This window comes from Brachybacterium hainanense, from assembly GCF_042434575.1.
Lineage (GTDB): Bacteria > Actinomycetota > Actinomycetes > Actinomycetales > Dermabacteraceae > Brachybacterium > Brachybacterium hainanense.
On the sequence record NZ_JBHLSV010000012.1, the window covers coordinates 51,929 to 72,732 of the forward strand.

26 protein-coding genes and 1 pseudogene are annotated in these 20,804 nt (G+C 69.7%); 21 read left to right on the forward strand and 6 right to left on the reverse strand.

What is annotated here, in order from left to right; translation table 11 throughout:
• Nucleotides 1-125 precede the first annotated feature (125 nt).
• From ACFFF6_RS11150 to ACFFF6_RS11165, 4 genes are all read left to right on the forward strand, one after another.
• Nucleotides 126-1,076, forward strand: coding sequence for a NaeI family type II restriction endonuclease (locus ACFFF6_RS11150; RefSeq protein ID WP_376980674.1), 951 nt, complete (start codon nucleotides 126-128; stop codon nucleotides 1,074-1,076).
• Nucleotides 1,077-1,150: 74 nt separating this feature from the next.
• A complete protein-coding gene (locus ACFFF6_RS11155; RefSeq protein ID WP_376980676.1) occupies nucleotides 1,151-2,464 on the forward strand; it encodes a DNA cytosine methyltransferase in 1,314 nt (437 codons plus the stop codon).
• Between the two features lie 3 nt (nucleotides 2,465-2,467).
• Complete coding sequence (locus ACFFF6_RS11160) at nucleotides 2,468-3,439, forward strand: hypothetical protein (protein ID WP_376980678.1); 972 nt, start codon at nucleotides 2,468-2,470, stop codon at nucleotides 3,437-3,439.
• Nucleotides 3,440-3,532: 93 nt separating this feature from the next.
• On the forward strand, nucleotides 3,533-3,934 hold the full coding sequence (locus ACFFF6_RS11165; protein WP_376980680.1) for a very short patch repair endonuclease: 402 nt from the start codon (nucleotides 3,533-3,535) through the stop codon (nucleotides 3,932-3,934).
• On the opposite strand, the pseudogene ACFFF6_RS11170 reads toward ACFFF6_RS11165, so the two are convergent.
• A pseudogene (locus ACFFF6_RS11170) lies at nucleotides 3,857-4,135 on the reverse strand (helix-turn-helix domain-containing protein); the annotation flags it as partial. The gene ACFFF6_RS11165 and the pseudogene ACFFF6_RS11170 overlap by 78 nt on opposite strands.
• A gap of 21 nt (nucleotides 4,136-4,156) precedes the next feature.
• On the reverse strand, nucleotides 4,157-4,423 hold the full coding sequence (locus tag ACFFF6_RS11175) for a helix-turn-helix transcriptional regulator (protein WP_376980682.1): 267 nt from the start codon (nucleotides 4,421-4,423) through the stop codon (nucleotides 4,157-4,159).
• 164 nt (nucleotides 4,424-4,587) lie between these two features.
• Here ACFFF6_RS11175 and ACFFF6_RS11180 point away from each other — a divergent pair, with 164 nt between their 5' ends.
• The 11 genes from ACFFF6_RS11180 (at nucleotide 4,588) to ACFFF6_RS11230 (ending at nucleotide 11,196) form a co-directional block, all read left to right on the forward strand.
• Complete coding sequence (locus ACFFF6_RS11180) at nucleotides 4,588-5,025, forward strand: hypothetical protein (protein WP_376980684.1); 438 nt, start codon at nucleotides 4,588-4,590, stop codon at nucleotides 5,023-5,025.
• 173 nt (nucleotides 5,026-5,198) lie between these two features.
• A complete protein-coding gene (locus ACFFF6_RS11185) occupies nucleotides 5,199-5,540 on the forward strand; it encodes an Lsr2 family DNA-binding protein (protein ID WP_376980686.1) in 342 nt (113 codons plus the stop codon).
• Nucleotides 5,537-5,956, forward strand: a complete 420-nt coding sequence (locus ACFFF6_RS11190) for a hypothetical protein (RefSeq protein ID WP_376980688.1) — start codon at nucleotides 5,537-5,539, stop codon at nucleotides 5,954-5,956. Before ACFFF6_RS11185 ends, ACFFF6_RS11190 begins: the two co-directional genes overlap by 4 nt.
• Complete coding sequence (locus ACFFF6_RS11195; RefSeq protein WP_376980690.1) at nucleotides 5,953-6,405, forward strand: hypothetical protein; 453 nt, start codon at nucleotides 5,953-5,955, stop codon at nucleotides 6,403-6,405. Before ACFFF6_RS11190 ends, ACFFF6_RS11195 begins: the two co-directional genes overlap by 4 nt.
• A gap of 518 nt (nucleotides 6,406-6,923) precedes the next feature.
• On the forward strand, nucleotides 6,924-7,109 hold the full coding sequence (locus ACFFF6_RS11200; protein ID WP_376980692.1) for a hypothetical protein: 186 nt from the start codon (nucleotides 6,924-6,926) through the stop codon (nucleotides 7,107-7,109).
• Nucleotides 7,106-7,453: a hypothetical protein gene (locus ACFFF6_RS11205; RefSeq protein WP_376980694.1), complete on the forward strand. Its 348-nt coding sequence runs from the start codon at nucleotides 7,106-7,108 to the stop codon at nucleotides 7,451-7,453. The genes ACFFF6_RS11200 and ACFFF6_RS11205 overlap by 4 nt, the downstream gene beginning before the upstream one ends.
• Before the next feature lie 54 nt (nucleotides 7,454-7,507).
• The gene (locus tag ACFFF6_RS11210) at nucleotides 7,508-8,209 is read left to right on the forward strand and encodes an SOS response-associated peptidase (RefSeq protein WP_376980696.1); all 702 of its coding nucleotides are present in this window, start codon (nucleotides 7,508-7,510) and stop codon (nucleotides 8,207-8,209) included.
• 370 nt (nucleotides 8,210-8,579) lie between these two features.
• A complete protein-coding gene (locus tag ACFFF6_RS11215) occupies nucleotides 8,580-8,981 on the forward strand; it encodes a hypothetical protein (RefSeq protein WP_376980698.1) in 402 nt (133 codons plus the stop codon).
• Between the two features lie 131 nt (nucleotides 8,982-9,112).
• Entirely contained in the window at nucleotides 9,113-9,883 is a 771-nt protein-coding gene (locus ACFFF6_RS11220) for a hypothetical protein (protein WP_376980700.1), read from the forward strand.
• 51 nt (nucleotides 9,884-9,934) lie between these two features.
• Complete coding sequence (locus ACFFF6_RS11225; protein ID WP_376980702.1) at nucleotides 9,935-10,924, forward strand: hypothetical protein; 990 nt, start codon at nucleotides 9,935-9,937, stop codon at nucleotides 10,922-10,924.
• Between the two features lie 65 nt (nucleotides 10,925-10,989).
• Nucleotides 10,990-11,196 carry a hypothetical protein gene (locus ACFFF6_RS11230; RefSeq protein WP_376980704.1) on the forward strand — a complete coding sequence of 69 codons (207 nt, stop codon included), beginning with the start codon at nucleotides 10,990-10,992 and terminating at the stop codon, nucleotides 11,194-11,196.
• A gap of 122 nt (nucleotides 11,197-11,318) precedes the next feature.
• Here the strand turns inward: ACFFF6_RS11230 and ACFFF6_RS11235 are convergent, their stop codons facing one another.
• Complete coding sequence (locus ACFFF6_RS11235) at nucleotides 11,319-11,783, reverse strand: DinB family protein (RefSeq protein ID WP_376980706.1); 465 nt, start codon at nucleotides 11,781-11,783, stop codon at nucleotides 11,319-11,321.
• A 23-nt stretch (nucleotides 11,784-11,806) separates the two neighbouring features.
• Entirely contained in the window at nucleotides 11,807-12,469 is a 663-nt protein-coding gene (locus ACFFF6_RS11240) for a TetR/AcrR family transcriptional regulator (protein ID WP_376980708.1), read from the reverse strand.
• A gap of 76 nt (nucleotides 12,470-12,545) precedes the next feature.
• On the opposite strand from ACFFF6_RS11240, the gene ACFFF6_RS11245 reads away from it, so the two are divergent.
• From ACFFF6_RS11245 to ACFFF6_RS11255, 3 genes are all read left to right on the forward strand, one after another.
• Nucleotides 12,546-13,697 carry an FAD-dependent monooxygenase gene (locus ACFFF6_RS11245; protein WP_376980811.1) on the forward strand — a complete coding sequence of 384 codons (1,152 nt, stop codon included), beginning with the start codon at nucleotides 12,546-12,548 and terminating at the stop codon, nucleotides 13,695-13,697.
• An 87-nt stretch (nucleotides 13,698-13,784) separates the two neighbouring features.
• Complete coding sequence (locus ACFFF6_RS11250) at nucleotides 13,785-15,296, forward strand: FAD-dependent oxidoreductase (protein ID WP_376980710.1); 1,512 nt, start codon at nucleotides 13,785-13,787, stop codon at nucleotides 15,294-15,296.
• Nucleotides 15,266-15,910 carry a TetR/AcrR family transcriptional regulator gene (locus ACFFF6_RS11255; protein WP_376980712.1) on the forward strand — a complete coding sequence of 215 codons (645 nt, stop codon included), beginning with the start codon at nucleotides 15,266-15,268 and terminating at the stop codon, nucleotides 15,908-15,910. The genes ACFFF6_RS11250 and ACFFF6_RS11255 overlap by 31 nt, the downstream gene beginning before the upstream one ends.
• Nucleotides 15,911-16,026: 116 nt before the next feature.
• Here ACFFF6_RS11255 and ACFFF6_RS11260 read toward each other — a convergent pair whose 3' ends face one another.
• Together ACFFF6_RS11260 and ACFFF6_RS11265 are read right to left on the reverse strand one after the other, a co-directional pair.
• The gene (locus ACFFF6_RS11260) at nucleotides 16,027-17,124 is read right to left on the reverse strand and encodes a glycosyltransferase (protein ID WP_376980714.1); all 1,098 of its coding nucleotides are present in this window, start codon (nucleotides 17,122-17,124) and stop codon (nucleotides 16,027-16,029) included.
• Nucleotides 17,121-17,711, reverse strand: coding sequence for a TetR/AcrR family transcriptional regulator (locus tag ACFFF6_RS11265; protein ID WP_376980716.1), 591 nt, complete (start codon nucleotides 17,709-17,711; stop codon nucleotides 17,121-17,123). Before ACFFF6_RS11265 ends, ACFFF6_RS11260 begins: the two co-directional genes overlap by 4 nt.
• A gap of 174 nt (nucleotides 17,712-17,885) precedes the next feature.
• Here ACFFF6_RS11265 and ACFFF6_RS11270 point away from each other — a divergent pair, with 174 nt between their 5' ends.
• The 3 genes from ACFFF6_RS11270 to ACFFF6_RS11280 are packed head-to-tail and all read left to right on the forward strand — an operon-like array spanning nucleotide 17,886 to nucleotide 20,777.
• Nucleotides 17,886-18,995, forward strand: coding sequence for an alpha/beta fold hydrolase (locus ACFFF6_RS11270; protein WP_376980718.1), 1,110 nt, complete (start codon nucleotides 17,886-17,888; stop codon nucleotides 18,993-18,995).
• Nucleotides 18,995-19,873, forward strand: coding sequence for an SDR family NAD(P)-dependent oxidoreductase (locus ACFFF6_RS11275; RefSeq protein WP_376980720.1), 879 nt, complete (start codon nucleotides 18,995-18,997; stop codon nucleotides 19,871-19,873). Before ACFFF6_RS11270 ends, ACFFF6_RS11275 begins: the two co-directional genes overlap by 1 nt.
• 34 nt (nucleotides 19,874-19,907) lie before the next feature.
• Nucleotides 19,908-20,777, forward strand: coding sequence for an alpha/beta fold hydrolase (locus ACFFF6_RS11280; RefSeq protein ID WP_376980722.1), 870 nt, complete (start codon nucleotides 19,908-19,910; stop codon nucleotides 20,775-20,777).
• Nucleotides 20,778-20,804: the final 27 nt, after the last annotated feature.

Consider the following 20,804-nt stretch of genomic DNA (forward strand, 5'->3'; position numbering starts at 1 on the left):
CCCAGCCCGTCAAGCGGGCTTCCGGGCGCGCCGTGCCACATGGAGATGCCTGGTTAGGTGGACCACGATGATCGCATCAGTCACGTCGGGTCCGAATGTCCCTGGCCGCAGGTAACGTCTCATGCGTGAATCTTGAGCTTCCTCTCCCTCTCCCCGACGACCCTGCACGCGACAGCGTCGTGCGGGAGATGGAACGGCTCGACCCCGGCGGCGCGGTCACGGGGCAGGTTCTTCGCGACACCTTCGACCAGCTCTACGACGGTATGCGGACGCGGCGCTACCGCTGGGACCAGCTCTTCAAGACCGAAAAGACCCACTTCGGCACGCTCGTCGAGATCAACCTCCAGAGGGAGTTCGAGTACGCGGACGGGGTCAAGCTCGATTACTGCATCGCGGGCCAAGAGGTCGACGCGAAGTACAGCCAGTCGGTCGGCGGCTGGATGCTCCCGCCCGAGGCCGTCGGCGAGCTGTGCATGGTGATCACTGCTAGCGACCAGAAGTCCCGCTTCTCGGTCGGCGTCGTCCGCGCGTCGGAGGACCTGCTCAACGGCGGACAGAACCGTGACGCCAAGCGCACTCTGAACGCGGCAGGCAGGTCTACGATCGCCTGGCTGCAGAAGGACGCGGACCTGCCGCCGAACACGCTGCTGCACATGCCGGAAGCGGATGTTGCGGCGGTCCTGGCAGCGGGAGCGGGCACCTCGCGCATCTCCGAGCTGTTCCGCCGCACCGCAGGGAACGTGGTCGGCCGGGCCGCCGTGGCGACCATCGCCGCGCAGCTCGACGTCACCCGCCGCGTCCGCGGCGGCCAGAGCGGAGCGCGCGATCCTTTGGCCGCCGAGGGCATCGTCATTCTTGGCGGCGCGTACGACTGGCAGAGAGCAGCGGCGAGAGAGCTCGGCCTCCCTGTCCCGCGCCGGACGGAGTACGTCGCCGGGCACGTGGCCTCCGCCGCGCCGGGGTGGCCAGGCAAGGTCGCGCTCGGCCCGTCGGGGCTTGCACTGCGTGCCGCGACGCCTGATACCTGCGAAGCATTCGACCCTCTGTGGTACGGCGACCGACGGGGCAGCAAGTGACCTCGGCGACCAGTTCTCAGGTGGCCGGCGCGCATCCTGGCCGCGGCGACGACCCCTGCCATGATGGGCTCATCATGGACAGAAGCACGCGCGACCACGAGCTGACAGCGGTCGAGATCTGCGCCGGGGCCGGCGGGCAGAGCCTCGGCCTCCACCTCGCAGGATTCCGACACACTATGGCGGTCGAGCTCGACCGCGACGCGGCCGCCACGCTCGAGCGCAACCTGTCTCGACTCGCGTCCGCAGTGGGCCACCCCGAGCCTGTAGTGGCAGTTGGCGACGTCGCGGACGAGTCTGTGTGGCGACCAGAGGAGCACAAGGGCGTCTCTCTTCTCGCGGGCGGCGTGCCCTGCCCGCCGTTCTCGATTGCGGGCAAGCAGTTGGGCTCGTCCGACGAGCGCGACCTGTTCGCCTGGGCCGTGGAGGCCGCGGGCCGCATGCAGCCGGACGCCGTGCTCCTCGAGAACGTCCGCGGGCTGTCCATGCCGCGCTTCGCCGGGTACCGCCAAGCCGTTCTCGACCGCTTCGCCGAGCTGGGCTACCGCGCCGACTGGCGGCTGCTGGAGGCCAGGGACTTCGGCGTCCCACAACTGCGCCCGCGCTTCATCCTCGTGGCCCTCCGCGAGGAGTTCGCTCCTTACTTCTCCTGGCCAGAGCCGACACCCGTGGTGCAGACGGTCGGCTCTGCCCTGTACGACCTGATGGCCGCGAATGGCTGGCCCGGCGCGGAGGCGTGGGCGAAGCGTGCGGACCGCGTGGCCCCGACGATCGTAGGCGGCTCCAAGAAGCACGGCGGCCCTGATCTCGGGCCTACCCGGGCGAAACGGGAGTGGCGCACGATGGGTGTGGACGGCCTCGGGATCGCAGATGCCGCCCCCGGACCCGAGGTGCCCACCGACTTCGTGCCCAAGCTGACCAACGAGATGGTCGCGCGCATCCAGGGATGGGCCGGTCCCGGTTACGAGTGGGACTTCGGCGACCGCAAGGGGCGGAAGACCGCGACGTACCGGCAGATCGGCAACGCGTTCCCGCCGCCGGTGGCCCGCGCGATCGGGCTGGCGATCGCTTCGGCGCTGCGCAAGGAGACTCGCTCGGCCAGCGACCACGGCACGGGCAGCCAGTACCGCGACGAGGTGTACCGGGCGCTGCGGGAGCACGACGGGTTCGTCTCGCTCGCAGGGCTGCGCAAGGCCCTCGGCGGGGCGCTGGGCGACAGCGAGATCGAACGGCGGGTCGAGTTCCTGCGCCGGGACTTCGAGATCGACGTGCGGCTCCGCGGCGGGGCACCTACATACCGCCTGGGCGAGTGGCGCGCGTTCCGCGGCCAGGAGGACCATGCCCGTCACGCGGCGTTCGCCACGGGCAAACTGCGCTCGAGGATCAGCTGAGCCGTGGCGAAGAGTTTCAAGCTCCCGGCCGGCTGGTACCGCTCGACGGTCACCGACCTGGTCGAGAACACGCTGCCGCCCCTCCTCGGCGATCTGACCGTCGACAACGCGTGGGCATATGTGTATGCGATCACGATGTGGTCGGAGAACCACCGCGGCAAGGACTATCTTCACATCGTCGAGTCCGACAAGCTCAAGACGAACGCAGGGCGCGACCTCGCCGACCGGGCAGCTGACTACCTCTCCACCCATCTCGTCCCCGGGAGCACGTGCGACCCCTTCGCTCTGGTCGACCACATCGGGGCCGCCTACGGAAATGAGCGGTCGAGCCAGGGCTTCGGGCCGCTGCAGAAGAAGCGTGACCCCAACGTCACGGGGGCGGCGTTCGAGACCTCCCTCCAGGTGATCATCGGCAAGCTGTGCGGAGTCACCCCGTCCCGGACGCCCGACCTTCACACGCTGCAGGGATTCGAGCTGGCCCCTGTCGGCTACCATTCCAAGCCCGACCTGGTGCTGTTCGGCCCGCGCGACTTCCGGCTGCTCATCTCGACGAAGTGGACGCTGCGCAAGGAGCGGATCGGCACCTACCTGCACGAGTCGTATTTCTACAGGCGGCGTCGGCCCGACCTGCAGATCGCGTTCGGGGTCAGTGAGTTCCAGCCGAACATCCTCCGCCACCTCAGCACCGACCCGCTGGTCGACCGGGTCTACCACGTCAACAAGCGCATGCTGCTCGAGCTCTACGCGCCGTTCTCCAGGATCCCGGCAGGCGCTGGCGTGCCGCCGTCCACGCTCACCGGAGATCATGCGAATGCGAAGAAGTACCAGCGGTGGCTCCACATGAAGGAGCACCTGTTCGACCTCACGGACCTCTTCGCCGACATCTCCGCGCTGCTGAACACGCCGGCGCAGGTCCTTGACCCAGACGCCGATGGTAGGGGTGTCGACCCGTCGCCTGAAGAGTTGGATGATTGAGGCATGGCTGGGCGGCCAGGAACGAGCGAGCGTACCAGTCGGCCCGAGTCCGCGGCGACGTCTTACGCGTCGACCCCGGGCGTCCGCAGCCGGATGCAGCTGCAGCGCACACGGGACACCGCTCCGGAGCTCGCCGTTCGCAGGCTCCTGCACGCGATGGGGCTCCGGTACCGCGTCGACCGCGCCCCGCTGCCGAATTTGCGGCGGCGGGCCGACATCGTCTTCGGTCCTGCGAAGGTCGCCGTCTTCATCGACGGCTGCTTCTGGCACGGGTGCCCCGAGCACGGCCGGCGGGAGACGCGGGCGAACTCCGCGTACTGGTCGGGGAAGATCGCCCGGAATCGGGAACGGGACGCTGACACCGACTTCCGGCTCGCAGACGCGGGATGGATCACCGTGCGCATCTGGGAGCACGAGTCACCGCAGACGGCCGCCGCTCATATCGCCTCGATCGTCCTTCAACGGCGCTCCGCATTGTTGACGGGCGCGCTGTGACCGATGATCAGGCTGCCCGGGTGACGTCGTTTCGACCGTCAACCTCACTGCTGCGCCCAACTGCTCCGCCAGGACGTCCACCGAGTCGGGCGTCAGGTTCCGCTCGCCGCGCTCGAGCCCGGGGTAGTAGCGCACCGTGACGCCGAGCTCCTCGGCGATCTGCTCCTGGGTGAGTCCGCGAGCGAGTCGGATGGCGCGGAGACGTCTCGCCCGAGGCTCGCTCTAGATGATCGGTGTAGGCGTCTGCACCGACTTGAGATGCCTCGCGCACAGGGGTGCGACCAGCTCGGTGAGCGGTGTCCCCAGCGCGTGGGCGATCGCGTGCAGCGTCGAGACCCTGGCGGCGACCCGTCCGGCTTCGATCTCGATGATGGTCTTCCGGTGTACCCCCGCTGCCTCTGCCAGTCTGTCGATGGACATGCCCCGGTTCCGACGGAGACGTGCGATCTCGACGCCAAGGGCATGAAGATCTGGGACTGGAATGGGCACGCCTCCACACTTGCGGAGTCACTTCTATTGCACAGTCACCTAAACGCGCCTATTTCGTGTACTCTCGAGTGCGAGTCGGCAGCCTGTCCGATCTGGGACGTCTGCTTGCCTGGACGGACTGTGGCGTCGACGTCTCGAAGCCGACGCACCCAGGGGGTCCCAACGTGTCCGAAGCCACCACCGTCCGCCGCGCCACCTCAGCATCGGCGATCGCCGTCGCGGCGGCGGCTTTGCTCGCCCTCGCCGGGTGCTCCGGCGGCTCGAGCGCCGACGGCACCTACTACATCGAGGACGTCAACGGGACCTCCAACCTCGGCCAGCTCGTGGTCGAGGACGGGCAGCTGACGCACCATGAGTACAAGTGCGAGGGCGTGTACGAGAAGCCCGAGGTCACCAGCATGGGCGAGTTCAACGACGACCGGACCCAGGTGATCTGGACCGTCGCCGGGGACGACTCCCGCAACGAGCGCACGGGCACCGAGCAGGTGACCGTCAGCGAGACCTCGATCAGCTTCGGCGGCGACGTCTACGTCAAGGACGACTCGGACGCGGGCAAGGCGCTGCTGGAGGCGTTCGAGTCCGACTGCGGGTCCGAGGGCTGAGCGATGGGCGCTGACTGGGAGGAGGTCCTGGACGCCGAAGGCGAGGGCGTCGCAGACGCCTGCGACGCCGCCGTGTCCGAGGCGCAGGTCGACGAGGAGCAGGGGAGCGCATCGCGCGTCGCTCGGCGTCCGAGCCGACGAAGACCCTGATCGATCGTCGAGAGGACGCAATCATGGCTATCGCTCACACCATCATCTCCGACCTGTCTGGAGCCCCTGACGCCGCTACTGTGACCCTCGGCCTCGACGCCGAGTGGCGCGTCGTCGACCTCACGGAGGCCGAGCGCGCCGAGCTGGACGAGCTGCTCCGGCCCTACTGGGCCGCGAGCCGCGAGCCTGACCGGCCGGTGCAGGTCCCCAAGCGCTTCGTGCCCGACACGACCCGCGAGGAGCGGGACGCCATCAAGGACTGGGCCCGCCGGCACGGCTACCACGTCGCGGCCCGGGGCGTGATCCCGAAGCGCGTGTACCGCGCCTACAAGGCTGCCCATCCGTCCGAGGACGTCGACGCGTGACCTGGGACGATCGAGACTTCGAGCCGCTCGACCCGGAGCTCGACCGCCGCCGGCACGAGAGGCGCTTGGCGATGCGGGCCGCCGAGCTCGATCGCCTCCAGCGCGAGCACGACCGCGAGGCCGCACCGCTCGAGGCGCACGTGCTCGGTATCGGGAAGTGGGGACGGCCGCTCGGCGGGATCCTCGTCGTCATGGTGATGGGCTCGACCTCCGTTCTGAGCGTGATGGGGGACCAGTACCTCCCGATCCTCGTCATGACGGGGGTCTGCGCTCTCGGCTGGTGGCTCTGCGGCCGACTGTGGCACTCGTTCGCGAAGCTCGTCGTCTGGCTGAACCACGGCTCGCGGCCGACGCGTGTCAAGACGGGTCGCTACCAGGGAGTTCTGCCCGACGACTACCGCGGACGGCGGCGTTGACCGAGGACCGCCGGGAGGTCCTGCGGCGCTGGGATGCGCTGCCCGCCGAGGAGCGCGATCGCGTGGCGGTCGCGCTCCTCGCGGTCGAGCTCCTGGCCCTGCCCTCCGACCACCTCTGCCAGGCCCTCGTCGTCGGCGACGGGGAAGACGTCTCGATCGTCGTCGCGGGCGTGGCCGAGGTCGGTCGGGCGGTCGCCGTCGAGGAGGGGGACGACCCGGTCTCGCTCGCGGCCCGGCTCCAGGCCGTGGTCGACGACCTGGTCGCGCGGGACGAGGCGATCAGCAGGGTCTTCGACGCGTACTCCGCACGACTCGCCGAGCGCCTGTCCCGCCCGATCACCGAGGAGGAGATCGCGAGGAGCGTCGCTGCGCTCGAGCGCGCCGAGCGGATCCAGGGCTTTCAGGCGCGGCTGCGCGCTGAGCGTTTCCGCGAGGACGGCGGCCAGTAGCACCTCGGGATCAGCGGAGGTGCTCGAAGGGGTCCACGATGAACTGCAATCCGTGCCTCGGGCAGATCCAGGCGATCCGGGCTCCGAGGCCGTCGAGCCTCGGCGGACCTGCGGCGGGCCTCGTCTGCGGTGACGGCGAAGGACGTATTCCCCCGAATCTGCTGACGGCCGATGCGACGCCCGAGCGAGCGCACCCCGGCCTCAGGTACCGTGCTGGAGCACGAAGCGGGACTGAGGTCCCAGGGCTTTCGGTACCCAGGTCCCGGGACCCAAGGGCACCCCTCTCGCTTCACCCCGTGGAGGGGCGGCTGAGAGAAGCGCTTCTGCGGCCACTGCACCTACTCCCGCGAGCACGCCGAGCAGCAGGCCGGGGACGCCTCGCAGCTCGAAGGCGTGCCCGAGGCGCTCGCGACCCGTGTCGCCTGGGGAGGGGCCCGTGGCCTGGAGCTGTGCTCGGCGGATGGGTTGCAGGCCGTGCTCGTCGCTCGTCCGTCGGTACCCAGGCTGATCCTGTCTTCATGTCGAGACGAGCAGACGCCGAGTGGGCCTACAGGGTCCGGCTGGAGATCGAGGAGCGGAAGACCGGGAAGCGCGTCGTGCCGTGGTTCGAACGGGCGAGCTCCTTCGCTGCGGCCGGAGAGGTCGATCTCTGGGCCGGACTGGGTGAGGAGTCTCAGGACCCCGGGACGATGGAGCCGGCATGAGCGGACTGCCCGAGGAGATCCATCACGCGCACATGCAGGCGATGTCCGTCGTCGAGGGGATAGTGATCCGGCTGCGCCTGACGATCTCCGGGACCCGCGTCGAAGTGACGAACTCCAATCGGGACCGTGCACTCCCGCCGGGCTCGGTGATGATCTCCAGCCGTCACGCTGAGCTGGTGATCCTCGCGATCGAGTGGGCCGACCGCTGGGACGAGCTCGACGGCGCAGTGCGGTCCTGGATCCTCGAGGCCGTCGACCTGCGCAGCACGAAGCCGCGCAGCGGGCGTCACCGGCGTGATCCGTGGTGGGCTGCGCACTGGCGGGACGCGAACCCCTGGGCTTGATGACGTCCTGCGGTCCTGTGGCTACGATGACCGCACCCTACGGAGGAGGCGGCCATGTGCGGACGGTTCGCGATCGACGACGACGTCAACGCGGCGATCGCAGCCTGGGTCGAGTCCACCGGCAGGAACTGGCGGGAGTGGGAGCCGTGGAGCACCTGGAATCTCAAGCCGACCCAGACGATGCCGATCCTCCTCGAGACTCTCGATGACGGCGAGATCACGCGGCGCGTGAGCACGGCGAGGTGGTCGCTCGTCCCGCCGTGGGCGAAGGATCTGAAATTGAAGTTCCCGACGTTCAATGCGCGCGCGGAGCAGATCGCCGAGAAGGCGACGTGGAAAGGTCCGCTCAAGAGCCGCAGAGCACTCGTGCCCGCAGCCGGCTATTTTGAGTGGCGCACCGGCGAGGACGGCACCAAGGTCCCTCACTGGATCCATGCGCCGGGCGGCGTACCCGTGTTCTTCGCGGGCCTCTACTCCTGGTGGAAGCCCAAGGGCGGCGAGAGCCCGGAATGGCTGCTCACAGCCACGATCCTCACCCGCCCTTCGGCCGGGCCCGTCGCTGGTCTGCACGATCGCGCGCCTCTGATCCTCCCGGAGAGCGTGCAGGAGGAGTGGCTCGATCCTGGCACCGAGGGGACGCAGCCCCTCGTCGATGCGATGGTCGACGCCGCGGCTCCCGTGATCGAGGAGCTCGAATTCCATGCGGTGGGTCCGCTGCGCGGGGACGGTCCGGAGCTGATTCGGCCCGTCGGCTGACGCCCGCTCTGTTTCGCGCGTCGCCCGGGCGCGTCACAGATGCACGTCCCTGCCCGAGGGCGCGAGCGCTCGGGCTGCCGCTGCGGCGGAGCGCCGGGCTTCGTTCGAGGGACGGGGCGGCGGTCTCGTCTTCGTGGCCCGGACGGAGTCGGGCAGGACGTGGACTTGAGCTCTGCTCGTTGGTCGCCTTGTTGTTGACGAGCAGAGCTCGTCCGGGTTCTCGGTGAATGAGGTCGAGGTATGAGTCTGCCCAAGATCACCGGACCGGATGAAAGGGTAGCACACGCTGCCAAATCGACCCGTTCGCCACTGCAGTCCACGTCGAGTGCTGGCTTCGCCGGCGCGATCACCTGCCCCAGGAGGCTGACACATGTTCAAGAACGCGACCATCGAAGAGATCATCGAACAGGGCCCGTTCGACAGCAAGAAGTTCGAGAAGGAGTTCGACGCCCGCATCGACGCGAAGGATGCGCTCAGGCGCTGGCACGAACCGGCCGAGATCGAGAAGATGGACTTCGATCAGATCAGCGAGGCCGCGATGATCTGGGCGGGCTCCGTCTTCGTGGTCGCTGACCTCGAGAAGATTCCGTGGTCCGTCCTCGATGGGCGTTTCATCCACGCGAGTCGAGTCGTCGACTTCGAGATCGTCGAGGCCGAGTACGAGGAGCCCGATCATGACCGGCGACTCTGGGTCAACGTCGAGCTCCGAGAGACGGAGTCGGGGTTCCAGAAGCGCGTCGACGCAGAGAGGGCAGCACGCTCTGCCGAGTGACCGCCCCCTCGCCTGACGAGAGCCCGTCCGCCCTTCGCGGATGGGCTCTCCCACCTCTTCGCGGTCGGGGCGGCGTCCGGAAGCCGCAGTGGACTCTGGCGTCGACGCGTCTCTCCGGTGAGGATGGAGCGATGAAGAAGGACGAGCTCGCGAAGGGGCGGAAGTACGCGCTCCGGCCCAAGGGCTCCCGCACGGGCGACCCGCTCATCAAGGTGACCTACATCGGTCCGGTCCACGTGCGCCAGTGCAGGATCCGCTACGAGGGCGGTGAGCTGGAGGGGCTGGACGAATGGATCCTGACGCGTCAGCTGGTATGTCTGTGGAAGGAGCGGAAGGAGCTCCTCCGGGACGAGGAACGCGCCGCCCGGCTGGAGGCCGCGAACAAGCTCGCATGGGACGGGGTGTCGGAGGAGGCGATCTCGGCGGTGATGATTGCCAGCGGGGAGTACACCGGCTTCCAGAGGCGATGGGACACCGACGCCGCCTCGGCAGAGCGGTACTGGGCTCGAGGCAGGCTGTCAGGAACTCCCTTCGTGGACGATCCCGCCAACTATCAGGACCGGCACGGTAGGTGGCATCTCTCGTTCCGAACCGCCTTCAAGGCGGCAGAGGCGTTCGCTGCCGCGGAGCCCGAGCTCGTCGACCTCTACCTGCGCAGCTGGGAGGACTCGCTGAAGGCCGAGGGCTTCGAACCAGGGAACCGGCACGAGCACGACCTCCTCCGCGAGTGGGCACCGAGCTTCGCCCTCGCCCGGGCATGGGGTCAGCAGCCGCGAGGCTATGCCGCGGAGCGGGAGATCGAGCGGCTGCGGGAACTCGTCAGCACCGCCGTCCGCTACCTGCGGGAGGCGGGAGAAGCGGGCAAGGCGGGGAGGATCGAGAGAGGCCTTCATGGCCAGTGACTCAACGACCGTGAGCTGGGCTCTGTCGACCCTGCCTGCGAGAATGTCCGTGTGGAACGACCGATCGACTTCTCTCGCGACCGGAGCATGCTCTGCGCCGCCTGCCATCATCGGTTCCGCGTCGACCTTGACTGGATCGACCGCTGGGAGCAGGGCGGAGAGAAGTGCTCCGGCTGCGGCCTGACCTGCGAGCACGAGGACGCGCCGCGGGTGACCGTCGACCTCGATGATCCGGCCCTCGACGACGGCCAGGTCGCTCGGTTCGCGTGGTACCACACCAGCACGCACGCGGACTGGCCGACGGAGGACTTCGATCCCGCCGCGGTCCTCACGCCCGTGACGCGGAGGCGGATGGGCGGCGACGAACACGTCGCGGCATGGGCCGCGCGCCAGAGGGCGAAGGCACTCCACGTCGGCACCTATGAGGCCGCGATCCACAACATGCTGCGGCGGATCGCCAACCAGGCTGACAGCCGGAGCGAGTTCCACCTATATCGCGTGCGCCTGCGGCCGGATGTCGTGGTGCGGGAGAGCTGGGTCGTCGATCCGAGCGACTGGCTCGGCGACGTGGTCCTCGCCGATGTCTGCCCTCCCGGCGTCGACGTGACCCGCTACCTCAACCGCCGCGAGGACCCCGGTGGGATCTCCCTCGCACTGGGGCGGGATGCGATTGCCAGCGTCCAGCAGGTGTCGCTCCCGCTGCCCCTCGACGGGCCTGATCACTGGGCGAGCCGGGCGGTCGCTGCGCTCGAGAGCGCCTCGGCGGCACCGGTTCCGACGGAGGATATCCTCGGTCGATCGAGGCCGGGGCCCTCGCGGCGCTCGGCCGTGGCGAGCGAGCTCGCCGCGGATCTCGCGGCCCGGCTGCCCGTCAACCTCCGGCTTCAGGTCGAGTCGGCCGCCGCGTTCCGCGACGGCGACGACCCCGAGAAGTGGGCGCGCCGGGCGAGCGGGCTGCTCGGCCTGATCGAAGCGCCGGAGCGCGTGCTCGCGGCACTGGACGCCGCAGAGCTGCGGCTGGTCTCGGCCGTGGCTTCGTAGGCTCGGGCGAAGAGGGCGCGGCACGCCCAGGTCCTCGTGTCGCTCTCGCGGCCTACGATCGAGCGATGACCAGCCAGGAGCACCTCCTGCCCAAGACGGACCCCATCTTCGACGCGGAGCTGAAGCGCGCCTCCAGGCGTTATGCCGCCGGCCGCGTCGCGGAGCTGCTGGCAGAGCACCCGACGCTGACCGCCCCGCAGCTCGTCGACGAGCTCCGCGCCGAGGCGGACCTGGCCGAGGCCGAGTTCAAGCGCCTGCGCGACGACGACTGATGCGGTCTCGAAGGCAGCTCAGCCCGTCGGGACGCGACGGCTGAGTTGGCGAGCCTGTCTCGTTCGACGTGTGGGCTCGGGGCCGAGGACGTGCCTGGACTTCGTTGGCGCGATCCCGGACTTCATTCGGCGTCCGCGAGTACTTGCTCGCGCAGGATGTCGGCGTGGCCGCAGTGGTGTGCGAGCTCTCGCAGGACTTGTAAGTGCACCCAGCGCAGCGTGCGCGGCCCGGCGCGGTGGCCCGTCACGACGGCGTCCAGCGGCAGGCCATCGACCACCTTCCGGGCCGTCGCGCATGCCTCCTGGTGAGCCGCGAGGACCGAGGCGATGGTGTCGGCATCGGCCAGTTGGAAGGACTCGTCGGGCGTCTGCACGAGGCCGAGCTCGCCTCGGGGCGTGCCGCCGACGCACTCCTCGAACCACACCTTCTGCATCCAGGTGACGTGCTTGAGCAGCCCGAGCAGCGTCGTCGCCGATGGTACGAGGCGACGTCGCGCCTGCTCCTCGCTGAGTCCGCTGAGGGTCGCCTCGATGCCGCGCCGGTAATCCTCGATGAAGGCGTCGAGCTGGGCGCGTTCGGGCTCCATAGGCACGTCGAATGCGCCGCCCATCACGACTGCCCGCTGCGTCGCCGGGCACCGGCTCGTGCCGACCCGGCGGTCGCGTCGGCCAGTCCGTGGACGTACGCGGACAGGATCGGCGCGACCTGCGGCGGCATTCCGGTGATGACGGCTCGCATGAGGAGCGCGTCGCAGAGGCTCATGAGGTCAAAGGCGTGGTCGGTCGTCGCGGCGATGCCGGCGGCTTCGAGGGCGTCGGTAACCCCTTGCGCCATCTGCCGCAGCACGGGGGACCGCTCCGCGAGCGTGGTGCGTGCGGGTTCGTCGTGGTCGAGCTCGAGCAGCAGGGCGCAGCGCGCCTTGAGCTCGTCGGGGCGTCGGGCCAGCGCGTCGACGGCCTCGATCATGGAGGCCACCAGCTCGTCGCGAGCCACGGGACCCGAGGCTCCCTCGCGGGAAGCGAAGCCGCGCGCCGCCTCCTCGAGGTCGGAGATGGAGTGCTCGGCCAGCACCCGCACGATCTCGTCGATCAGCGCCCGCCGCGTGCGGGCGTAGTACGAGGTCGATCCGGGAGGCAGGTGCGCCTCGTCGTCGACGGCCCGGTGCGTGAGCGCGCGGACACCGCGCTGCGCGATGATGCGGATCCCCGCCTCGGCGATCTGGTCCCGCCGCGCGCTCCGGGTGCTCGTGCTCTCGATGACTGTCTTCTCCACGACTCCGACTTTACATCTGTAGAGGCCTGGTGTCAGGCTCTACGGAAGTAGAGGAGGGTCTGCGAGGCGAATCGGGATCGTCGGTGCCGGCATCGGAGGGCTCTGCGCCGCCGCAGGGCTCCAGCGCGCCGGTGTCGAGGTCGTCGTCCTGGAGCGTGCGGACGAGGTCCGCTCCGGCGGGTCCGGGCTGTCGGTCTTCTCCAACGGGATCCGCGCGCTGGACGCGCTCGGGGTCGGCGACGCGTTCCGCGCTGTCACGACCCGGACCGAAGGGCTCCGCGCCGGGCAGCGACGCCCCTCGGGAGCGTGGCTGTCGACGCTCCCCGCCGACGCGGTCGCAGAGCTGCGCGTGATCGACCGAGCCGATCTGCACGGGCTCCTGTCCGATGCGGTCACGGCCGGCACCGTCCGCACAGGCAGGCGGGTCACCTCGATGTACCCGAACGGCCTCGTCGAGAGCGTCGGGTCCGGGACTGCAGGTGCCCGTCGCGCCTGGGACCGGTTCGACCTGGTCATCGGGGCGGACGGCCTCCGCAGCGCGGTGCGCACCGGATGGCCCGAGGACCCGGGCGTGGCCTACTCGGGATACGCGACCTGGCGCGGGATCACCGCCGCTCCCGTCGAGCTCCGTGGCGAGGCCGGCGAGACGTGGGGCGTCGAGTGCCGCTTCGGGATCGCGCCGCTCGCCGATGGCCGGGTCTACTGGTTCGGCGTCCGCACGGCTGGGATCGACGAGCCGGGCGACCCGGCGCTGCTCCGGGAGCTGTTCGGGAGCTGGCACCGGCCGATCCCGGAGCTGATCGACGCGACGGATCCGGCGGCCATGCAGTACCTCCCGATCGAGGAGCTGAGCGGCGACCTGCCGACCTTCGCGCGGGGCCGGGCCGTGCTGCTCGGCGACGCGGCGCATGCGATGACGCCCGACCTCGGCCAAGGCGGCGGCATGGCGATGGAGGACGCCGCCACACTGGTGGGCCTCATCGCTCCGTTCGCGGGGACGGAGTGCGGAGACGCGCCCGAGCTCCTGGATGAAGCGCTCCGCCGCTACGACGAGCTCCGCCGGCCGCGGCCCCAGAGGGTCGCTGCGCGATCGCGGATGATCGGCAGGCTCGCCCATGCACCGGGACCGCTGCTCTGCGCGGCGCGCGACCTCGTCGTCCGCGCCACGCCGGCGGCGGCGCTGGGAAGGCAGGCCGCCTGGGTCCATGAATGGCTACTGACGCGCTGATTGCCGCGACCGTGGCAGTCGGGTCTGGTCCGGGGCATGGCTCAATGGCCCTGGACAGTTCGTAAACGGTACCGTACCGTATACAGTATGTCCGACAGCGTTCTTATCGTTGGCGCTGGGCCGACCGGCTTGGCCCTGGCTGTGCATCTGGTGCTTCATGGGGTGCGCGTGCGCATCATCGACGCCGCGTCCGAGCCGGCCACGACATCTCGAGCCCTCGGACTGCAGTCGCGAGGGGTCGAGGTGCTTGAGCGGATCGGCGCGCTCGGCGATCTGCCGAAGCGGTCGCGCTCCTTGCTCACGCTGTACTACAACGAAGGCCCGAAGACGAAGCTCCGCCTACAGGTGGGACGGGCCGTCGCCTCTCTGCCGAAGCCGACGTTCCTGGTCTCGCAAGCCGAGGTCGAGGGTGCGCTGCGGGATCGATTGAGCCAGCTCGGCGCGACGATCGAGTGGGGGACCCGTCTGGCGGCCGCCGACCAGGACGAGGCCGACGTGACGGCGACGCTGGACGTCCGGTCGGGAACGCAGCGGGAGCGATTCCACTGGCTGGTCGGCTGCGACGGCGCGCACAGCGCCGTGCGGCACCTCGCCGGGATCGACTTCCCAGGCACGCAGCTCATCGATCGGCTCCTGATGATCGACGTCCGCGCCGATTGGCCGTATGACCCTGACGGGAGCGTCACCTGGATGGACACCGGCCGGATGCTGTCAGTCACGGCGCTTCCCGGCGGTGCGTGGCGAGTGTTCAGCGAACCCGACCCGGAGGTTCCGGGCGGATTGAGCGAGGCGCAGATCGCCGAGCTCGTCCTCGGCGAGTTCACCCGACGAAGCGGCCTTGACGCTGCGGCGGCCGGCGAGGTCCTGTGGGCCACGGAGTTCCGGATCCACCGGCGGCTGGCCGAGAAGTACCGCAATGGCCGGATCATGATCGCTGGCGACGCGGCACATATCCAGAGCCCCAGCGGCGGGCAGGGTCAGAACACAGGTCTGGGCGACGCAGAGAACCTCGGCTGGAAGCTGGGTCTGGTCGCAGCCGGCCGAGCAGGCCAGCAACTGCTGGATAGCTACGACGCGGAACGTCGGCCGCTCGCAGCGAAGATGCTAGCCGCGACGACTGGAGCCGTCGGCATCATGCTCCCAGACCGGAGGTGGAAGCGGTTCGTCCGCGACTTCCTGGTGATGCCCGCGATGCGGATCCCTGCCGTGCAGCGGAGACTGTGGCTGGTGGCGTCGCAGCTGACCGTGACTTACCGGCACGGTCCATTGGCGAGGTCCTCTTCGCTGTTCCGCCGCAGGCCGATGCAGGGCGACCGGATGCCGGACCTCGAGTGCCGGCTGGCCGACGGCGCGCAAAGCACTCTGCACCGCGCGCTCGCTGGACGCTGGGCAGTGGTCGCTGCCGACCTGGTCGTCGCCGACCGTCACAGGCGGGTACTCGCCGCTCAGGTCGGTGACGACCAGGTAGTAGCGCTCAGCTCTCCGAACATGCGAGCCGACCTTGTCGTCGTCCGGCCCGACGGCCACATCGGCTGGCGCGGAGGCCCCGAATCCGAGAGTCTTTCACCATGGCTGCAGCAGATTCTTCGCCCGGCATGACAGCGCGGGCCACCGGACGTGGGCGGCCGCGCAGCGCCGCCCGCGACGCAGCGATCCTCGATGCGGCGATCGAGCTGTTGATCGAGCTGGGGCCGGACGCCGCCAGCGTCGAGGCGATCGCTCGCCGCGCAGGAGTGGCGAAGCTGACCGTCTACCGGCGATGGAAGTCCAAGGAAGAACTGCTGATCACGGCGATCGACCACGTCCGCACGCCCGGCCCCGAACCGTTCCCGCCGGACGCCACGATCGACGACGTGGTCCCTGCGATAGCCGGCCAACTTAGCCAGCAGCGGTACCGAGACCTGATGGCACGGGTCATCGGCTCGACGGTCGACCGACCCGATCTGGTGCAGGCATATGCAGATCGGCATCTCCAGCCTCGCCTGGACGCGCTGCAGGGCGTCGCCCAACGCGCCATCGACGCTGGGGACTTCCCTGCCGGATCGGATGCTGCCACGATTCGCGACGCTCTATTCGGCTCCGTCGTGCTTGCGTTGTACCCGCCGGTGCCGACCGAGGACGAGATCGAGCACCGACTGCGTCTGCTTCTCGAGCAGCTGGGCCATCGGTCTGCGGCTTCATCGCCAGGTGCCTCATCCGGCACCGTTGCCTGACCGTCTCACGATAGGGCCTCTGCGTCTGATCGGCGGTCGTAGCTGCGATCCTGCGCTGACCTGAGGTCGCACGGCCCCGAGACGTCCGACGCGGCATCGGTCCTCCGCGCACCACATCAGTCCTTCCCCAACGTCTCCATGATTCGATCGGCGGCGACCGCGGCACCGAGCCGCAGCGCACGCATACGCTCTCCGGTCCGCGCCGCGCGCTCACGCAGCCCGGCGTCGGCGAGGATCGCGTGCACGGCGTCCCGGATCTGGTCGGTCTTCGCCCGCTTCGGCAGCCATCGACCCAGCCCCTGCTCCTGGGTCACCTGGCCGATGAGGCGCTGGTCGGAGGTCGGGTTGATGGGCAGCACCAGCAGCGGCACGCCGTGGGCGAGGGCCTTCATGGTCGAGGAGTGCCCGCCGTGGCCGATCATCAGGTCCGTCCGAGGCAGCAGCTCTCTGTGATCGGCCCAGCCGAGGACCTCGACGTTGGCCGTGCCCGCGAGCTCGCCGCCGAGGTCGACGCCACCGGTGGTGACCACCGCGTCCACGGGCAGGTCCGAGAGCGCTGCGACGATCCGGCGGTAGACGGGCAGCATGCCCGGCCAGTCGGTCGAGCTGAGCGCGACGAGCACTCGCGGGCGCGCAGAATCCTCGCGCGGTGCCGGGGCGGCACCCTGCTCAGCGGTGCCGGTCCAGCTGTACCGGTGCAGCGTCGGATCGTCGCTGCTCGGGTCGAGCTCGCGGTCGGTCAGCAGCAGCCTGGCCTGCGCGCGCTCCCAGAGCCTTCGCGGCCGCAGTCCCGATGCGCCGAAGAGGGTCCCGCCCGCGCCGCCGTCGAAGGCGCGGATCCAGTACTCGCCGAGGGTGTGGAACAGGACCGCGACCGGCGCTTCGGCGCGCAGTGCCCCTGCCAGCACGGCCGGCAGCATGCAGTCCACGACCACCACGTCCGCCTGCCTGTCGGGCACGAGGCGCTCCGCCGCGCCGCGGGTTCCGCGGCCCGCCATGAGGCGCAGCATCGACCCCGCCTTCGCCAGGCCCCTCCCGCCTGCTCCGGGGCCCGCGGCGAGAGCCGGCTCGAACGCGGTCTGGGGCAGCGCGGTGCGGCCCTCGTCGAGCCCGGTGACCTCGACGTCGACGCCTCGCCTCGTGAGCTCCTCGGCGACCGAGAGGGTCGGGGGAACGTTCCCGCCCAGGTCGGCGGTGAGGAACAGGGCCCTCACGGCTCGTCGTCGTCCTGCTCGGCCGCGGGGTCGGGGACGAGGGAGACGATCATCTCGTAGAGCTTGTGGAGGTCGTCGTCGCCGAGGGGCGGCATGATCGCGCTCGCCCCGATAGCGACGACGTAGGGCAGCAGCGCGGCCAGCCGCACCTCCTCCTCGTCCGGGGTGACCTGCCGCCACACCGCGCGGATGGTCTCCAGCCGCCCTTCGTCGATCGCGGCCTGCGTCCGCGCCGCATCGGGGTCTGTGAGCGCCCAGGCCCGCAGCGCCGCCTCGAGGCGAGGACGACGGTACTCGGCGCGTGCCGCGGCGAGCCTGCTGATCAGGTCCGCAGAGGTCCTAGCGCCGTCGCCGGGGGCCACGTCGGTGTCGGCGACCGCGTCGGCGAAGCCGACGGTCTGGACCTCCTCCAGGTGCGCCAACAGGTCCTTCTTGAACCCGGCCGCACCCCGGAAGTGGTGGTAGAAGGAGCCGGTCGACAGGCCGAGCCGCTCGGCGAGGCGGTCGATGCGGATCGCATCGACGCCGCCCTCCTCGGCGAGCACTTCGATGCCCATGTCCAGCCATCGCTGCCTCGCTGCGCTCATGGCCCTCGCTCCTCGCTCTTCTGGTGACGCAACATTCTCTCCCGGCGTCGAGACCTACCGTAACATAGTCTATGTTATGGTCGATGAGTTCGAGGCATCCACGCCGAGCACGGGAGGACTCATGGGAACCACGTCGACGAACGTCGCGCACCGCAGTACAGGGAGCGCCCGGCGATGAACCCGATCCTGCTCAACGTCCTCATCTCCATCGCGTGCACGACGGCCGTCTTCGGCGCGCGTGCGCTGCTCGCGTGCCGCAAGACGAAGGACTACTTCGACAAGCACGTCCGCGAGGCGGAGCGGCTGGGCTTCCGGGAGAAGACGGTCCGCATTCGCGAGGGCCTCGAGCTCAACGTCGCGGAAGGCCCGCGGGACGGCGGCGTGCCGCTGCTGCTGATCCCGGGTCAGGGCTGCGTGTGGCAGGAGTACGCCAAGGCGCTTCCGGAGCTCATCGGGACCTATCAGGTTCTCGTCGTCGACGTGCACGGCCACGGGAAGAGCACCTGGAACCCCGAGGACTACACGGGAGCGCAGATCGCCGACGACATGGCCGCGCTGATCGAGCAGTCCTTCGACGGCCCCGTCGTCATCGCCGGGCACTCCTCGGGCGGGCTGATCGCCTCGCTCGTCGCCGCGCGCCGGCCCGATCTCGTGCACGGCGTGCTCTTCGAGGACTCCCCGTTCTTCTCCACCGAGCCCGACCGGATCAAGACGACCTACGTCTACGTCGACGCGTGGGAGAGCGCGGTGGAGTTCGTCGCCCAGGATGACGAGAAGGACTGGGTGTGCTGGTACATGCCCGGCAGCTACTGGACGCGGTTCTTCGGACCGTTCTGGAAGGTCTTCACCCGCAGCGTGGTCAAGCAGCGGCGGGCCGATCCCAACCGCCTGCCGATCGTGCGCTGGGCCGGGGTGAGCATCAACCGGATCTGGGGCACCATGAGCCAGCCCTTCGACCTGCGCTTCACCACGGCGTTCGCCGACAGCAGCTGGCTGGACGGCTTCGACCAGGCCGACACGCTTCGAGCCATTTCGTGTCCGACGGTCTTCGTGAAGGCGACCCCGACCCGCCACGACCGCCAGGGCAACCTCCTCGCGGCCCTCGACGACGACCTGGCGCGCGTCGAGCAGCTCCTGCCCGACAATGAGACCGTGCGGGTGCGCAGCTCGCACGACGTCCACTTCGCCCAGACGGAGAAGTACGCAACGGCGCTGATCGGGTTCGCGGACGGGCTCAGCGGACATGGGAGCGTCCGCGAAGCGACCGACGAGGAGCGTTCCTGATGCCCAGACGCATCGCCGTCACCGGTGCGAACGCCGGCATCGGGCTCCGTTCGGCGGTGCTCCTGTCCTCCCAAGGGCATCGCGTCCTCGCGCTGTGTCGTGACCTCGGACGCGCACGCCGTGCCTTCGCCGAACTGCCTGAGGAGCAACGGGCACGGATCGAATCGGTGGAGCTCGACCTGGCATCCTCGGCGAGCATCCACCGCGCCGCCGCGCAGATCGTCGATGCCGGCCCGCTCGACGCGCTCATCAACAACGCGGCCGTCTTCGACCAGGCCGTGCGCACGGCGCGGAGCAGCGCCGAAGGGCACGAGCTGTTCTGGGCCACGAACCACCTCGGCCCCGTCGAGCTCACGGCCAGGCTGAGCCCGGCGCTGGCAGCCGCGTCCGAGCCGCGGGTGGTGTTCGTCGCGAGCAAGGGGCTGGTGACGATGCCGCGGCTGGCGATCCGGTTCGACGAGCTGGACAACCCGAGCTGGTTCACCCCGACCAGGGCGTACTACCACGCCAAGCTCGCCCAAGTGATGACCGCGGTCACGCTGGCCGAGCGTGTCGGCGACAGGGTCGAAGTCTCCTGCCTGCGCGTCCCCGCGGTCCGGCTCGACCCGGCGCGGCTCGCGGCGCAGCCGAGGCTCCTCCGTGCGCTGTACGCGCCGAAGAACCGGCTGGCCGCAGCACCCGAACAGATTGCGCGGGTATACGCGCGGCTCGTCCTCGACGCCCCGCGTCACGCCCGGGGCGCAGGCGTCTACGTCGACGAGCGCCTCAAGCAGGTCCCGCTGCCGCGGTTCGCCCGCGACCCCGCGCACCGCGAGAGGCTGTGGGACGTCACCCAGGCCGCCATGGGCGATCCGACGTGGGCATGGGGCGTGTCGTGATCGCCCTCGTGTCCTCCACCACCTGAGGTGTCTGATGATGTCTTCCTTCCGCTCCGTGGATCGTCCGTCCGGCCGACTGCTGACTGGCCTCATCAGTGGCCCGAACGACGGGACGCCGGTACTGTTCATCGCCGGGGCAGGAACCGGCAGGTCCATGGTCTTTGGAGAGGATCTGCTCGATACTCGCGGGATTCGGCTGATCACGATGGATCGCCCCGGGATGGGCGGTTCGGACCCCTATCCCTCTCGGACCCCGGCGTCGACGGCGGCGGACTATCGCGCCTTCGTGGCCGCCGTGCTCGAAGTGGCGAACCCGGTCGTCCCCATCGTTGCGAACTCGCAGGGCGCGCTGTTCGGTCTGGCAGCGGCCGTCCAAGGCTGGGCTCGGAGGCTAGTCCTCGTCTCACCAGCAGACGAGGTGGCTCATCCGGCAGTGCGCGAGCTGCTCCCCGAGAGCGCGCGAGCCCTGCCGGAGCTCATGCAGAGCACACCGGATGCCGCGCGAGATCTGCTGGGCTCCTTCACCCCCGATGCCATGCAGAAGATGGTCCTCGACGGCTCCGACGCGCACGACCGCGCCGTCTACACCGCGCCCGATTTCGACGCACGCTATCGAGTGGCCCTCGCGGAGGGCTTTGCTGGAATCGGCGTGGGCTACGTCGCCGACACGATGATGGCGACGACGCGCTGGCCGATCGATCTCGCCACGATCAGTATCCCGGTCGCCGTGCTCTTCGGGGCCCGTGACCGCACGCACTCACTCGATCACGGTGCGCTCCTCGCAGCGCGAATCCCGCGCGCCCGGAGGACGGTGATCGGCGACGCTGGCGGCGCGCTCCTATGGACGCACTCCGGCCTCGTGCTCGACGCCGCGCTCAATCCGCTTGAGGCCGCCGGAATCTGACAGGCAGCAGGTCGCGTCGTGCTTCCG